Annotated in this window: 13 protein-coding genes; 3 read left to right on the top strand and 10 right to left on the bottom strand. The window is 66.6% G+C overall.

All coding sequences use genetic code 11. The annotated features are described in order from the left end of the window. Positions 1–109 precede the first annotated feature (109 nt). Together ACXYMR_RS05465 and ACXYMR_RS05460 are read right to left on the bottom strand one after the other, a co-directional pair. Complete coding sequence (locus ACXYMR_RS05465) at positions 110–544, bottom strand: acyl-CoA thioesterase (RefSeq protein ID WP_458941747.1); 435 nt, start codon at positions 542–544, stop codon at positions 110–112. Continuing rightward, positions 541–1,683 (bottom strand): iron-containing alcohol dehydrogenase, encoded by a 1,143-nt coding sequence (locus ACXYMR_RS05460; protein ID WP_458941746.1) that lies wholly within the window; start codon positions 1,681–1,683, stop codon positions 541–543. The genes ACXYMR_RS05465 and ACXYMR_RS05460 overlap by 4 nt, the downstream gene beginning before the upstream one ends. 253 nt (positions 1,684–1,936) lie before the next feature. On the opposite strand from ACXYMR_RS05460, the gene ACXYMR_RS05455 reads away from it, so the two are divergent. Continuing rightward, a complete protein-coding gene (locus ACXYMR_RS05455; RefSeq protein ID WP_458941745.1) occupies positions 1,937–2,320 on the top strand; it encodes a hypothetical protein in 384 nt (127 codons plus the stop codon). Positions 2,321–2,396: 76 nt separating this feature from the next. Here ACXYMR_RS05455 and ACXYMR_RS05450 read toward each other — a convergent pair whose 3' ends face one another. Both ACXYMR_RS05450 and ACXYMR_RS05445 read right to left on the bottom strand, forming a co-directional pair. Continuing rightward, positions 2,397–3,896, bottom strand: a complete 1,500-nt coding sequence (locus ACXYMR_RS05450) for a CoA-acylating methylmalonate-semialdehyde dehydrogenase (protein WP_458941744.1) — start codon at positions 3,894–3,896, stop codon at positions 2,397–2,399. A 112-nt stretch (positions 3,897–4,008) separates the two neighbouring features. Continuing rightward, positions 4,009–4,674, bottom strand: a complete 666-nt coding sequence (locus tag ACXYMR_RS05445; protein ID WP_458941743.1) for a hypothetical protein — start codon at positions 4,672–4,674, stop codon at positions 4,009–4,011. 146 nt (positions 4,675–4,820) lie between these two features. Between ACXYMR_RS05445 and ACXYMR_RS05440 the strand changes: the two genes are divergently transcribed. Then, a complete protein-coding gene (locus ACXYMR_RS05440; RefSeq protein ID WP_458941742.1) occupies positions 4,821–5,669 on the top strand; it encodes a 1-acyl-sn-glycerol-3-phosphate acyltransferase in 849 nt (282 codons plus the stop codon). 5 nt (positions 5,670–5,674) lie between these two features. Here ACXYMR_RS05440 and ACXYMR_RS05435 read toward each other — a convergent pair whose 3' ends face one another. From ACXYMR_RS05435 to sdhC, 6 genes are all read right to left on the bottom strand, one after another. Further along, entirely contained in the window at positions 5,675–6,982 is a 1,308-nt protein-coding gene (locus tag ACXYMR_RS05435) for an amidohydrolase family protein (RefSeq protein WP_458941741.1), read from the bottom strand. A 59-nt stretch (positions 6,983–7,041) separates the two neighbouring features. Then, on the bottom strand, positions 7,042–8,403 hold the full coding sequence (gene creD, locus ACXYMR_RS05430) for a cell envelope integrity protein CreD (RefSeq protein ID WP_458941740.1): 1,362 nt from the start codon (positions 8,401–8,403) through the stop codon (positions 7,042–7,044). Positions 8,404–8,879: 476 nt separating this feature from the next. Then, positions 8,880–9,659: a succinate dehydrogenase iron-sulfur subunit gene (locus ACXYMR_RS05425; RefSeq protein ID WP_458941739.1), complete on the bottom strand. Its 780-nt coding sequence runs from the start codon at positions 9,657–9,659 to the stop codon at positions 8,880–8,882. Between the two features lie 12 nt (positions 9,660–9,671). Then, positions 9,672–11,459, bottom strand: coding sequence for a succinate dehydrogenase flavoprotein subunit (sdhA, locus tag ACXYMR_RS05420; protein ID WP_458941738.1), 1,788 nt, complete (start codon positions 11,457–11,459; stop codon positions 9,672–9,674). 13 nt (positions 11,460–11,472) lie between these two features. Continuing rightward, complete coding sequence (gene sdhD, locus ACXYMR_RS05415; RefSeq protein ID WP_458941737.1) at positions 11,473–11,850, bottom strand: succinate dehydrogenase, hydrophobic membrane anchor protein; 378 nt, start codon at positions 11,848–11,850, stop codon at positions 11,473–11,475. 2 nt (positions 11,851–11,852) lie between these two features. After that, positions 11,853–12,245 carry a succinate dehydrogenase, cytochrome b556 subunit gene (gene sdhC, locus ACXYMR_RS05410; RefSeq protein WP_458941736.1) on the bottom strand — a complete coding sequence of 131 codons (393 nt, stop codon included), beginning with the start codon at positions 12,243–12,245 and terminating at the stop codon, positions 11,853–11,855. A 226-nt stretch (positions 12,246–12,471) separates the two neighbouring features. Between sdhC and ACXYMR_RS05405 the strand changes: the two genes are divergently transcribed. Further along, entirely contained in the window at positions 12,472–13,341 is an 870-nt protein-coding gene (locus ACXYMR_RS05405) for an SDR family oxidoreductase (protein ID WP_458941735.1), read from the top strand. The last annotated feature ends 275 nt before the right edge of the window (positions 13,342–13,616 follow it).

Genomic DNA, 13,616 nt, shown 5'->3' with positions numbered 1-13,616 from the left:
GCCCGCGAGGTCAACCGGCTAGCCGACCGGCCACAGGCGCCAGATGGCGAGCCCTGCGAGAGCGATGGTCAGCCCGCCTGCGACAAGCAGCCAGACGGGGCGCCGGATTTCACGCATGCAGGGCCTCCAGGGCGGTGCGGAACGCGGCCGGAAGCTCGACCGGCCGGCGCGTTTCGCGGTCGACATAAACATGCACGAAATGACCCTCGGCGGCAGCGGCGGTTTCACCTTCCGCGAACAGGCCGATCTGGTAGCTGACCGAGGACCTCCCGAGGCGCGAGACGGCCAGTCCGGCTTCGAGCGTCTGGGGATAGGCCAGCGGCGCAAAATACCGGCACCCGGTCTCGACCACCAGACCGATCACCGCGCCGGCGTGGATGTCGAGGCCGGCCCGGTCGATCAGGACGCTGTTCACGGCCGTGTCGAAGAAGCCGTAATAGGCGGCATTGTTGACGTGGCCATAGACATCATTGTCGGCCCAGCGGGTCGGCAGGCGGGTCCAGTGCCGATAGGCAGAGCGGGGTCGCGGCTCGGGGCGGCTCACAACACGGCCTCATAGCAGTCGCGGGCCGCCTCCAGCGTCATGGCGCGCGGATTGTTGACCAGCAGGCGCTCGACCTTCATGGCCGCCTCGGCCAGCCGGGGCAGGTCATTGTGACTGATCCCGCACTGCGACAGGCGCCGCTCGATGCCCACCGCCTCGGCGATGCGCTCCATCTCGGTGATCAGGGCCGCCGATCCGGGGTTGGCGAGACCGATATGGGCGGCCAGCTCGCTATACAGCGGCTCGGCGCTGGGCGCATTGAAGCGCAGGACCGGCGGCAGCATCAGCGAGTTCGACAGCCCGTGCGGGATGTGGAACAGGCCGCCGAGCGGATAGGCGAGCGCGTGCACGGCGCCGACCGGGGCATTGGCGAAGGCCTGGCCGGCCAGCAGGGCGCCGGTCAGCATGTCGGCCCGGGCGGCGCGATCGGAACCGTCCGAACAGGCGCGCTCTATGGCCCCGTGCAGCTTTGCCAGCCCGGCCAGGGCGAGGGCGTCGGACACCGGGTTCTTGGCGATTTTCGACGTGTAGGCCTCGATGGCGTGGACCATGGCATCGATGCCGGTAGCGGCGGTGACGGCGCGCGGCAGGCCGAGGGTGAGGTCGGCGTCGAGCACGGCGAGATCGGCATAGAGGGCCGGGTCATTGACCCCCATCTTGGCACCGTCGGCCAGCGTGATGACGCTGATCGGGGTGACTTCCGACCCGGTGCCGGCGGTGGTCGGCAGGAGGATGAGCGGCAGGCGTTCGGCGCGCACCCGGTTGACACCGTACATGGCTTCGAGCGGCTGGTCGGTGCCGAGCAACACGGCCACCAGCTTGGCCGCGTCCATGGACGAGCCGCCGCCGAAACCGATCACCACACCGGCACCGAACTCACGGGCCTGCTGCGCCGCCGCCAGCACCACGCGGTCTGGCGGGTCGGCCTCGACGGCATCGAACACCTCGACCGGGAGGCCCGCCGCCCGCAGGCTGGCGATCGCCGGGTCGAGCAGGCCGAGGCCGCGCACCTGGGCGTCGGTAACCAGGAAGACCGGGCGGGAACCGGACGTCCAGAGCTCCGCCAGAGACGCCAGGCTGGCGCTCGAACCGGGTTCGACATGGATGTGGGGAACCGTGCGGAACTCGAAACGGCTCATTGCCAACCCCCTGTTACAGTTAACTTCCGGACACCAGTTCGAAGCGTGGGCCGACTGCGATCCGTGATCAAGCGCCATGCCCGACAATAATTGTCTAGGCAATTGATTTTGCCCGCATCGTTGCTAACGTCCAGGCTGTATCCAGGTTTTCTCCTCCTCAAACGGGCGAGTCGTCATTTTGAAATACTGGCCCGACCGGCTTCGGCGCGCCTAGATTCAACCGAACAAGACAAGAAAATAAGCGTGGCGTGGCATGACGGTTCGAGTTGAACTGATTGAAAATGATCGATTTATCGAGGTGATCGCGACGGGTCAGGTGACCCGCCGTGAAGCCGGTTGGGCGACCGAGCGGACGCGCGAGCTGAGCGAGGCGCACGACATCCTCGGCGTGCTGGCCGACTGCTCGCAGAGCGACGGCGCGGGGTCCGCAGCCCTGACCCACGAATATATCGAGAACTTCCTGCTCGCCTTCGACCGTCGCAAGGTGGTGGCCTATGTGCGCTCGCCGGTCGCGCGCCCGCATGAAGACCGGCGCCTGCTGGCCGCGCTCGCGGACAGCCGGGTCGAGGCTCGCACCTTCGGGCAGCGCCAGTCGGCACTGGTCTGGTTGTCGGAAACGGTCGCCGCCCGCAGCTGATATCAACCCACCCAACTGAAAAGCCCCCGGCACCGGCGTGCCAGGGGCTCTCTTTTGCGTCCGTTCCGGAGCCCGGTCAGCCCATGGTCGGGATGACGAAGGCCTGGTCGCCGATATCGCCGGTCGGCCAGCGCTGGGTCACCGTCTTGATCTTGGTGAAGAAGCGGATGCCGTCCGTGCCGTACTGGTTGGTGTCGGTAAAGGCCGAGCGCTTCCAGCCGCCAAACGAGTGGTAGGCCACCGGCACCGGGATCGGCACATTGATGCCGACCATGCCGACCTGCACCTTGGCGGCGAATTCGCGCGCTGCCAGGCCGTTGCGGGTGAAGATGGCGACGCCGTTGCCGTACTGGTGGGCGCTCGGCAGATGGGCTGCCTCCTCGAGGTCCTTGGCTCGCACGACCTGCAACACCGGGCCGAAGATCTCTTCCTGGTAGGACGACATGTCGGTGGTCACATTGTCGAACAGGGTCGGGCCGATGAAGAAGCCGTTCTCGTGGCCCTGCAGCTTGAAGCCGCGACCGTCGAGCAGCAGGTCGGCGCCCTCGTCGACACCCTTCTGGATCCAGTTCTCGACGCTCTGCTTGTGAGCGGCGGAGACGACCGGGCCGTAATGCGCCTTGTCGTCGGTGGACACGCCGACGCGCAGGCTGGCCGCCTTGTCCTTGATCCGGGCGACGAACTCGTCGGCGGTCTTCTGGCCGACCGGGACCGCGACGGGCAGCGCCATGCAGCGTTCGCCAGCGGAGCCGAAAGCGGCGCCGAGGAAGTCGTTGACGACCTGGTCCATGTCGGCGTCGGGCATGATGATGCCGTGGTTCTTGGCCCCGCCCATCGCCTGGAAGCGCTTGCCGTTGGCGGCGCAGGTCTGGGCGATGTACTGGGCGATATTGGACGAGCCGACGAAGCTGACGGCCTTGATGTCGTCATGGTGCAGCAGCGCATCGACGGCGGTCTTGTCGCCGTGCACGACCTGCAGGATGCCTTCCGGCAGGCCGGCCTCGATCATCAGCTCGGCGAGGCGGACCGGCACTGACGGGTCCTTTTCCGACGGCTTCAGGATCATCGCATTGCCGGTGGCCAGGGCCATGCCCATGAACCACATCGGGATCATGGCCGGGAAGTTGAACGGCGAGATGCCGGCGACCACGCCGAGCGGCTGGCGCATGGAGTAGACGTCGATGCCCGGACCGGCGCTCTCGGTGTACTCGCCCTTCATCAGGTGCGGCACGCCCATGGCGAACTCGATCACTTCCAGGCCGCGGATCAGGTCGCCCTTGGCATCGTCGATGACCTTGCCGTGTTCAGACGACAGCAGCCGGGCCAGATCGTCCATCTCCGCCTCGACCAGCGCCTTGTACTTCATCAGCACGCGGGCGCGGCGCTGCGGATTGGTGGCCGCCCAGGCCGGCTGGGCCGCCTTGGCCTTGGCCACGGCGTCCGCAACCTCGTCCGGGGTGGCGAACTGGACCCGGGCCTGCACGTCGCCGCTGTTCGGATCGAACACGTCGCCGAACTGACCGGAGTTACCGGTGACGGACTGGCCATTGATGAAATGATGAATCTCGCGCGTCATGGACGGGGCTCCCGATGGCTCGTGAAGGGCGACCGAGACGGCCGCATCTGGCGGCTGACTTAGTATGCGCGAGGGCAGCTGTCGAGGGAGGGACGCGGCGCGTCCCGCCGGTTCAGGACAGAGAGGATTTGGCCGGGCCCCGGCCCGCAGTCAAAAAGGCTCGGACCCGGGTCATCATGTCGGCCCGGCCGACGCCACGCGACTTGTGGGTCGGGCTCGACACGCTTTCGAGGCTGGCGCGGGCCTGCGTCGCCGTGACCGCCTTGCGCTTGCGGAACACGGCCGTGTCACCGCCGATGCGATCCTGCAGGGCCCAGGCCTCGTCCGACATCAGGGCATCGGCCAGGCGCGCGGAGGCGCCCGTGTCGGCACCGAGCAGGACGAGCACGCCGCCCTCGGCCAGGTGGGACGCCACATGGCGCCAATGGCCGGCCAGTGCCGGGAAACCGCTGCGGGCGCTGATGATGGCGAGCGCCAGCGGGCCCTCGTCATTGGCCTTGTTGGGCGTGGGACCGCCACGCAGCGCGTCGGTTGGGATGGAGCGCCGGTCACAAACGGCCTGGAAACCGTCAATCTCGGAGAGCGGTGCGATGACGTCATGACGGGCGCCGCGGCGCAGGCATTCGGCGCCGATCTCGTCGGCCCCGATCTGCAGGGTGCGGTCACCGGGCTTGACCACCATGGCGATGAAGTCGGCCACCAAGTCGTCCTCGATACGGGCGCGGCGAACCGGCAGTTTGCGGACTTTACCGGCCGAATTGAGGGTCTGGAGTGTCATGGCGCGTCCCGTTCGTGAACAGTTCGTTAATTTACCCCTCGGCCGACGCAAGCGGCGGGCCACCCCGTAAAGGTTTCGCTAACCCTTGCAGCAGCACGCCGCGCAAGGTCATTGTGTAATGGCTCAGCAAGAGGTTCTGTTCCGGCATGACCGATCATTCGTCACACGAAGAGACAGCCCGGGCACGCCATATCGTGGACGAGCTCATCGAGGACCGTGCGCCTCACCTCATCGATACGCCGTTCTGGCCGCTGATCCGCGTGCTGGGCTATCCGCTGCTGGGTTATCGCAAGGCGGTCGAGATGGCCGACGCCCTGCGCCCCCTGAGCGGTACGGAATGCCTCGACTGGGCATCCGACTATCTCGACCTGGATGTGAACACGCACGGGCTCGACTACCTGCCGGCGTCCGGAGCCTGTGTCATCGTGGCCAATCACCCCGGCGGCATTGCCGACGGGATCGCGGTTTGGGATGCCATCCGCGAGAAGCGCCCCGACGCCATCTATTTCGCCAATCGCGATGCGCTGAAAGTGTGCGCAGGCCTGGAGGAGCGCGTCATACCGGTCGAGTGGCGCGAGACCAGCCGGTCGCGCGGACAGAGCCGCGACGTGCTCAAGCGAGCCTTCACCGCCTTCAAGGACGAGCGCTGCATCGTGCTCTTCCCGTCCGGGCGGATGTCGGAGTGGAGCTGGTCGCGCTTCAAGCTGCGCGAGAAACCGTGGCAGCCGACGGCGATCTCGCTGGCCCGCAAGTTCGACGCCCCGGTCATTCCGCTCGCCGTGCGCCAGCGCATGCCGCTGCTCTACTACATCCTCGCCCAGGTCAACGAGGAGCTGAAGGACATGACCATATTCCACGGCCTGATGGGCAAGAAGGACGCGCGCTACAAGCTGGCCTTCGGCCGCCCCTACCATGTCGGGCCTCAGGACGGGTCGGATGCCCAGGTCACCGAGATGATGCGCGAAATCTGCGAGCGCAGTGCCTGGGGGCACTGAACCGGTTATGGGCGCGCCTGTATCGCACCCCGCTTGATCACGGTTTCGACCTGGCGCAGGGCTGCGATATTCGCGAGCGGATCAGCCGTGAGAATGATCAGATTGGCCCGCAGCCCTGGGGCGATCGTCCCGAACTCGTCTTCGAGGCCCACACTTCGCGCGCCATTGCGGGTTGCCGCCACGAGCGCCTCGGCAGGGGACAGTATATCTGCCTCGACCAATAGCTCGATCTCGCGGACCACGCTGGGCACAGTCTCGTCCGGCGGCAGAAAGAAGTCGGTTCCCGTGCTGAAAGCGATTCCGGCAGCGCTGGCTTCGCGCGCGATCTCGGTCATCAGCTCGGCCGTGCAGCCCCCGCCCCCGCCCGTGATCACATAGGGCAAATAGGTGGCATCGAGGAGGATGTCGGCCTCCGCCATCGCGGCGTAGAGCTGCCTCATTTCCGGACTGTCCGCGGCGACCAGGCCCGCTTCGAACCGCGGTCGCGGATCGGCCGGCGGGCGCTGATGCGTGTAGGGAACATTGCTGGCGGGATCGAGATCGGCATCCTGCCAGGCCAGCCAGCACAGATGGGACATGCTGTCGACACCCGAGCGGGCGATGGCAAGCGGGCGGTCAGGGAAGACCGCGCTGTGAGCCCAGGCCTGGAGACCTTGACCATGCACCGCCTCGGTCACCGCCGAGATCACCGGCGCGTCGACGCCGACATAAAATTTGACGCCGCTGGCGCCGCTCGCGGCAGCCCGTGCAGCGACCTCCTCAGGCGCGTTGTCGGCCGTGACCAGCTGCATGTAGTCGGCGGTACCGCGCTCCATCGGTGCCGACGCCCGGCCGACCCGCGGGTCGAGAGCGATGAAGTCGGGGCCGGCGAGGATCGCAGAGTAGTAAACATCGGGACCAAACCGATCGCCCCGCGCCAGCTGGGCCTGCAATGGCTGCAGGAGGCGAGCATCGCCTGCCATGTCGCGCACCGTGGTAACGCCGCCGGCGAGCATGCGGTCCAGCTCGGCCTGGAGGGCCGCTTCGTTTGACCCAAGTCCGCGCATCATCAGGTGAACGTGGGAATTGACCAGGCCGGGCATAACGTGGCGGCCGGGCCGGTCGAGTATCTGCTCGGCTTGATAGGGCGCCATGCCAGTCGCCGGTCCAACCGCGACAATCGTCTCACCACGGATCAGGATGACGGCGTCGGGGATCGGCTCGGCACCGGTGCCGTCGATCACCGTGACCCCCGTGATGGCGAGGGAATATGGATCCGGCGCGGTTGTACAACCGGCCAGCGAGACCAAGCAGGCCAAAACGAGCAGTCGCATGACAGGTTTCCCGGTTGCGCCGGACAACCTTAGCGAGCCCGGGCCCGGGCGTCGAGGCGCTAGGGGTTGGCGACCGCCCCCTCCTTCTGCCCGCTGGTGTCATACCAGTCGATCCGCCGGGTCAGGGCCATGGCGGCGCCGAGGCCGGCGAAGGCGAGCAGCGAGCCGATCAGCAGGGCGTAGTCCTCGATCAGGATCAGCGTGTACTGCATGGCATAGACCACGGTCATGGCCGCGAACACGGCCAGGCCGAGGCGGCGATTGTCAAACACGCTCATGGCGTACAGCCCGCTCAGACTGACCGTGGCGACCGCCGAGGCCGAATAGGCCAGGAGATTGGACGTGTGCTCGGTCAGCGCCAGCAGGAGCAGGTAGAACAGCACCTGGGCGAGACCGATCAGGAGGTATTGCGCCGGGTGGATGCGCTGCGCCGCGCGGGCCTCGATGAGGAACAGCATCAGCATCACGAAGCCGATAAAGAAGAGCGCGTATTTCAGCGAGCGCCCGACCTGCTGGTAGTCATTGGCCGGGGTCACCAGGCGCGTCCCGAAAGCCTGGCTGTCGAGGGTGAAACGTTCGCCGCCCTGGGCCGTGAACACGGTCGGCACGCCGCGGGCCAGGTAGGGGATCTGCCAGTGCGCCGAATGGCCGTCGGCGGTGATGTCGCGGCTGACCGGCAGGAAACCGCCGAAAAAGCCCGGATGCGGCCAGTCTGAGGCCAGGGTGACCTGCGTCTCCTTGCCGGACGCAGCGAGGCGCAGGCTGGTTGCGCCATTGATGGCCAGCGTCATGTCGAAGGCGATGGCCTGGCCCGGCGCCAGGCCGGACAGCGGCGCCCGCACGCCGCGCCAGTCCTCGCGATCAAAGGCGGTGCCAGGCTCGAAGTCGAGCGGGACACCACGACCGGAAATGGCGACATCGAGCGGGCGTGCCACGCCGCGCAGATCGCTCAGGGCGACGACGAAGGCCGCGCCGGACCAGTCGACCTCACTGCCCTCGGGCAAATGCGCGGCGAGGTCGGGCATGTCGAAGCGGCCGGTGGCGCGGATTTCGGCGCCATAGACGGGAACTTCGTAAATCCCGCGACGGCGCAGCGATACGCTCTGGTCGACGGCGGTCTCGATGCTGGCGGCGGAAACCAGAACGTGGTCCTGCCGGTATTCCACGGTGCGGGTCTCGGGCCGGGCCCGGTCCGCGGTCTGGGTCACGGGCAGGCGGTAGGGCAGGGCGATGAAGGGGCCGCGCACGATCTGCTCGCCGCCGGTCAGGGCCCCGACCTCGCGACTGACCGTGTCGGCGCGCTCCGAGCGCTCCCAGGACAACAGGCTGACAAAGCCCAGCGGCACGCCGAGCAGCAGCACGATGGCCCCGACCAGAAGAAGTTTCAGCCCCAGCGCGCGGCTCGTCCTGTGACCCAGCATGATGTCCTCTCCCGGTTATCCCGGTGGCACGCTGGAACGGGATGAGGGAGGTGGCAAGGCGGAAAAGGGGCGATTTCGGACATCGCCACCCCCTGCGGGGGAAAGCCCCGCTTGGCGGACCATGGATCGGCCCAGTCCCCCGCGGGCAGATGCCCGCGACCGCTTCGCCTTTCGCCGGCCCGACCAAGGCGGCCCGAATGCCCAGTTTACCGTGTTGATGCGCGAGATCTGCGAGGACAGCGCCACGGGGCGCACGATCAAGCCGATGAAGGTATGAGAAAGGCAGAGTTTTTCCGTTTTCCCCGGCGCAGGCCGGGGCCTCGAATCCGCTCCGCGCCCGCAATGGGAGACACCGGGAACTCGACCCCCGTTTCGAGGCCCCGCCATGAAGGCGGGGAAAACACTCGTGCGGGGTTAAAAGGAAGAAGCCCCGGCCTGCATGACCGGGGCTTCTGTTCCTGCAAACTGGCGCGGCCTCAGCCCTCGCGTTCCGCCAGCTTCTTCTTGATATTGCCGATCGCCTCGGCCGGGTTGAGACCCTTGGGGCAGACCTGGGCACAGTTCATGATGGTGTGGCAGCGATACAGCTTGAAAGTGTCGTCGAGGGCGTCGAGGCGTTCGCCGGTGGCTTCGTCGCGGCTGTCCTCGATCCAGCGATTGGCCTGCAGCAGGGCGGCCGGACCGTAATACTTGTCGCCATTCCACCAGTAGGACGGACAGGCCGTGGAGCACGAGGCGCACATGATGCACTCGTACAGGCCGTCGAGCTTCTCGCGCTGCTCCGGGGACTGTTTCCATTCCTTTTCCGGGGCCGGCGTGTCGGTCTTGAGATACGGTTCGATCTCGCGGTGCTGGGCGTAGAAATTCGTCAGGTCCGGGATCAGGTCCTTGACCACCGGCTGGTGCGGCAGCGGCGAGATGGTGATGGTGCCCTTGTACTCGTCGATGCCCGAGGTGCAGGCGATGGTGTTGCGGCCGCCGATATTCATCGAGCAGGAGCCGCACACGCCCTCGCGGCAGGAGCGCCGGAAGGCGAGCGAGGAATCGATGTTGGACTTGATCCAGATCAGGGCGTCCAGGACCATCGGCCCGCAATCGTCCATGTCGACCTTGTAGGTGTCCCAGGTCGGGCCGCCCTCGCTCTCCGGGTCATAGCGGTAGACCCGGAAGGTGCGCAGATTCCTGGCGCCCTCCGGCTTCGGATGGGTCTGGCCCTTGCGCGGCTGCGAGCCCTTGGGAAGTGTCAGCTGTACCATGGCATATTCCCCTTAATAGACCCGCGCCTTGGGCTCGATGTAATCGATCTCGTTGGACATGGTGTAGGTGTGCACCGGGCGGTAGTCGATCTTGATGTTGCCGGCCTCGTCGCACCAGGTCAGCGTGTGCTTCATCCAGGTCTCGTCATCGCGCTCGGAGAAGTCCTCGCGGGCGTGGGCGCCGCGACTTTCCTTCCGGTTGGCGGCGCTGTTGACGGTGACCGCGGCCTGGGCCAGCAGATTGTCCAGCTCGAGGGTTTCCATCAGGTCGGTATTCCACACCATGGTGCGGTCGGTGACACCGATATCGGCCATCCCGGCATAGACCTTCTTGATCTTCTCGACGCCTTCCTCGAGCACGTCGCCGGTGCGGAAGACGGCGCAGTTTTCCTGCATCGACTTCTGCATTTCCAGACGCAGCTTGGCGGTCGGCGTGCCGCCCTTGGCCTTGCGGTACTTGTCGAGACGGGCCAGCGAATTCTCGCCATCGCGCGCCGTCAGGGTCGGCTGAGAGGCACCCGGCTTGACGGTCTCACCGAGGCGCAGACCGGCGGCGCGTCCGAACACGACCAGGTCAATCAGCGAGTTGGAGCCGAGACGGTTGGCCCCGTGCACCGACACGCAGGCGGCCTCGCCGACGGCCATCAGGCCCGGCACCACGGTGTCGGCATCATCACCGACCTTGGTCAGGACCTCGCCGTGATAATTGGTCGGGATGCCGCCCATATTGTAGTGCACTGTCGGCAGGACCGGGATCGGTTCCTTGGTCACGTCGACGCCGGCAAACACCCGGGCGCTTTCCGAAATGCCCGGCAGGCGTTCGGCCAGGACTTCCGGGTCGAGGTGGTCGAGGTGTAGGTGGATGTGGTCCTTGTTGGGACCGACGCCGCGACCTTCGCGGATCTCGATGGTCATCGAGCGCGACACCACATCGCGCGAGGCCAGGTCCTTGGCCGACGGCGCATAGCGCTCCATGAAACGCTCGCCTTCCGAATTGGTCAGATAGCCGCCCTCGCCGCGCGCGCCCTCGGTGATCAGGCAGCCGGCGCCGTAGATGCCGGTCGGGTGGAATTGCACGAATTCCATGTCCTGCAGCGGCAGGCCGGCGCGCAGCACCATGGCATTGCCGTCACCGGTACAGGTGTGGGCCGAGGTGGCGGAGAAGTAGGCGCGGCCATAGCCGCCGGTGGCCAGCACCACGGTCTGGGCGCGGAACCGGTGCAGCGTCCCGTCATCGAGCTTCCAGGCGGTGACACCCCGGCACCGGCCCTCATCATCCATGATCAGGTCCATGACGAAGTATTCGATGAAGAACTCGGTCTCGTTGCGGACCGACTGGCCGTACAGGGTGTGCAGCATGGCGTGGCCGGTGCGGTCGGCGGCGGCACAGGTGCGCTGCACGGGGCCCTCGCCGTAATTGCGCGTCATGCCGCCGAAGGCACGCTGGTAGATCTTGCCGTCCTCGGTGCGCGAGAAGGGCACGCCCCAGTGCTCCAGCTCGTACACCGCGTCCGGCGCGTTGCGGCACAGGTATTCGATGGCGTCCTGGTCACCGAGCCAGTCGGACCCCTTGACGGTGTCGTACATGTGCCAGCGCCAGTCGTCCTCGCCCATGTTTCCGAGCGAGGCGGAGATGCCGCCCTGCGCCGCCACGGTGTGCGAGCGGGTCGGGAAGACCTTGGAGATGCAGGCGGTCTTGAGACCGGCCTGGGAGGCGCCAAGGGCAGCGCGGAGGCCGGAGCCGCCGGCGCCGACGACCACGACGTCGTAGGTATGATCGTTCCAGGTGTATTCGGCCATCGTGTTGGGTCCGTTACAGAGCGAGTTTGACAAGGGCGAAGACGGTGATCAGCCACAGACCGGCCACCAGCAGGGTATTGCCGATCAGCAGGGCCGCCTTGGTACCCGTCTTGGAGATGTAGTCCTCGATGACTTCCTGGATACCCATGCGCATGTGAAAGAATGCCGCAGTCAGGGTGAGCAGGGTCACGATGGCGCCCCAGGGCGAGGCGAGGAAGGCGCGCGTGGCGGCCGGGTCCGGGGCCCCGGAGGTCGCCAGCATCCACACGAAGACCGGCATCAGCACAAACAGCGCGATGGCCGAGACCCGGTGGGCGATCCAGTGGGCCGCGGCGTGGCCGGACGTGCCCATGCCGCGAACCTGCGACGTCGGAGTGCGATAATCGGGCATGGTCAGATCCCCACGAAAAGCCAGATGGCGGCGGTCGGGACGACCGAGCCGATCATGATCAGGATAGAGCGCAGATTGGAGCCTTGAGGGTCGTAGCCCTTGCCGGCATCCCAGACCAGGTGGCGCAGGCCGTTGAGCCAGTGATAGCTCACCGCCCAGGTCAGCACGATCAGGCCGAGCCGGGTCAGCCAGGCCATCCAGCCCTCGAACAGCCAGGCGATCGAGCCCTCGGCGTTGAAGGCCAGCAGGACGATCCAGACGGCTATGGCGACGGCGCCGATATAGTTGATGATGCCGGTGGCACGGTGGAGGATGGAGGACGCCATGGTGGCGTGCCAGCGCCACACCTGCAGGTGTGGCGAAAGCGGGCGCGGATCAGACCACTCGGAAGCCATGTGGGCAGCCTTTCGGTTTGGGAGGACGGAAGCCGCAGGCGCGGACTCCGGAACACGGTATAGCCTCGTTTGCACAGCACAATAGGCCGCAAAGTGTCAGGGTCAACGCGGGCATGAGCGCACCGCTGACACCCTGCCGACATTTCGGTGTCGGCCCGGCCCCACGATCCGGGATGACCCGGCAGGCGTAGACGTCTAGATTGAAATCCCAGCGAGGAGCCCGCCCATGTCCCAGTCCCGTCCCAGCGCCGTGATTACCGGTGCCTCCACAGGTATCGGTTACGCCTGCGCCAAGCGCCTGGCCGATGAAGGCTGGCAGGTCTTCGGCTCGGTACGCAAGCAGGCGGATGCCGACAAGCTGCGCGCAGAGCTCGGCGAGGCGGTGACGCCACTGCTGTTCGATGTCACCGACAGCGACGCCATCGCCAGGGCCGCCGAACAGGTGCGCCAGGCACTCGACGGCCACACCCTCAACGGTCTGGTCAACAATGCCGGCATCGCCGTGGCCGGTCCGCTCACCCTGCTGCCGATCGCCGAGTTTGAAAAGCAGATGGCGATCAATGTCACCGGCGTGGTGCGCGTCACCCAGGCCTTCGCGCCGCTGCTCGGCGTCGACGAGGCGCTCGAGGGCGAGCCGGGCCGGATCGTCATGATGTCCTCGATGGCGGGCAAGATGGGGGCGCCCTTCCTGGGCCCCTATTCCGCCTCCAAGCACGCTGTCGAGGGCCTGTCCAAATCACTGCGCCGCGAGCTCAATCCGTGGGGCATCCAGCTCGTCGTGCTCGGCCCCGGCGCGGTGGCGACACCGATCTGGGAGAAGGCCGAGGACATCGACCCGGAACCCTACAAGGACACGCGCTTTTACAAGCCGCTGACCAAGATCCGCGACTACATGACCCGGACGGGCCCGGAAGGCTTCCCGCCGTCGAGGATCGCCGACCGGGTGTTCAGGTCGCTGACCGATGACAAGCCCAACTTCCGCTACGCCATCGTGCCGGACCGGCTGACCAACTGGACCCTGCCGCGCCTGCTGCCGGAGCGTTTTGTCGACAATCTGGTGACCAAGCGGTTGGGGCTGAAGCGGCGGTATCGGTAGGACTATCGGAGCCTCCCCGGCGTTTTCCCCGCCTTCATGGCGGGGCCTCGGATCGGTTCTCTCGCCTGCAATGCGAGAGAATTGGAGCGCGCAAAGGATTGGAGGCCCCGGCATGCGCCGGGGAAAACCGGTGGTCGCTTGGAAGTCGCCAAGAATGCGCGCCCACGCGCGGAGAGAGCCATTGATCTCATGTCAGCCAGCGGGCCTCAGGGGCTTGTCGCTGTCAAGGTCGCCTTCGGCGCCGCGAAGCGGGCATGCACCTTGACAGCGACAAG

The sequence above is a fragment of the Maricaulis sp. CAU 1757 genome, from assembly GCF_054482675.1.
Note: the sequence above shows the minus strand (reverse complement) of the source record. Positions and strands in the feature narration are given on the sequence as shown.

What these genes read in the sequence shown, in the direction of transcription:
- ACXYMR_RS05460 (WP_458941746.1), bottom strand. Translation starts at nt 1,683, where the DNA reads ATGAGCCGTTTCGAGTTCCGCACGGTTCCCCACATCCATGTCGAACCC.
- ACXYMR_RS05455 (WP_458941745.1), top strand. Translation starts at nt 1,937, where the DNA reads ATGACGGTTCGAGTTGAACTGATTGAAAATGATCGATTTATCGAGGTG.
- ACXYMR_RS05450 (WP_458941744.1), bottom strand. Translation starts at nt 3,896, where the DNA reads ATGACGCGCGAGATTCATCATTTCATCAATGGCCAGTCCGTCACCGGT.
- ACXYMR_RS05445 (WP_458941743.1), bottom strand. Translation starts at nt 4,674, where the DNA reads ATGACACTCCAGACCCTCAATTCGGCCGGTAAAGTCCGCAAACTGCCG.
- ACXYMR_RS05440 (WP_458941742.1), top strand. Translation starts at nt 4,821, where the DNA reads ATGACCGATCATTCGTCACACGAAGAGACAGCCCGGGCACGCCATATC.
- ACXYMR_RS05435 (WP_458941741.1), bottom strand. Translation starts at nt 6,982, where the DNA reads ATGCGACTGCTCGTTTTGGCCTGCTTGGTCTCGCTGGCCGGTTGTACA.
- creD (WP_458941740.1), bottom strand. Translation starts at nt 8,403, where the DNA reads ATGCTGGGTCACAGGACGAGCCGCGCGCTGGGGCTGAAACTTCTTCTG.
- ACXYMR_RS05425 (WP_458941739.1), bottom strand. Translation starts at nt 9,659, where the DNA reads ATGGTACAGCTGACACTTCCCAAGGGCTCGCAGCCGCGCAAGGGCCAG.
- sdhA (WP_458941738.1), bottom strand. Translation starts at nt 11,459, where the DNA reads ATGGCCGAATACACCTGGAACGATCATACCTACGACGTCGTGGTCGTC.
- sdhD (WP_458941737.1), bottom strand. Translation starts at nt 11,850, where the DNA reads ATGCCCGATTATCGCACTCCGACGTCGCAGGTTCGCGGCATGGGCACG.
- sdhC (WP_458941736.1), bottom strand. Translation starts at nt 12,245, where the DNA reads ATGGCTTCCGAGTGGTCTGATCCGCGCCCGCTTTCGCCACACCTGCAG.
- ACXYMR_RS05405 (WP_458941735.1), top strand. Translation starts at nt 12,472, where the DNA reads ATGTCCCAGTCCCGTCCCAGCGCCGTGATTACCGGTGCCTCCACAGGT.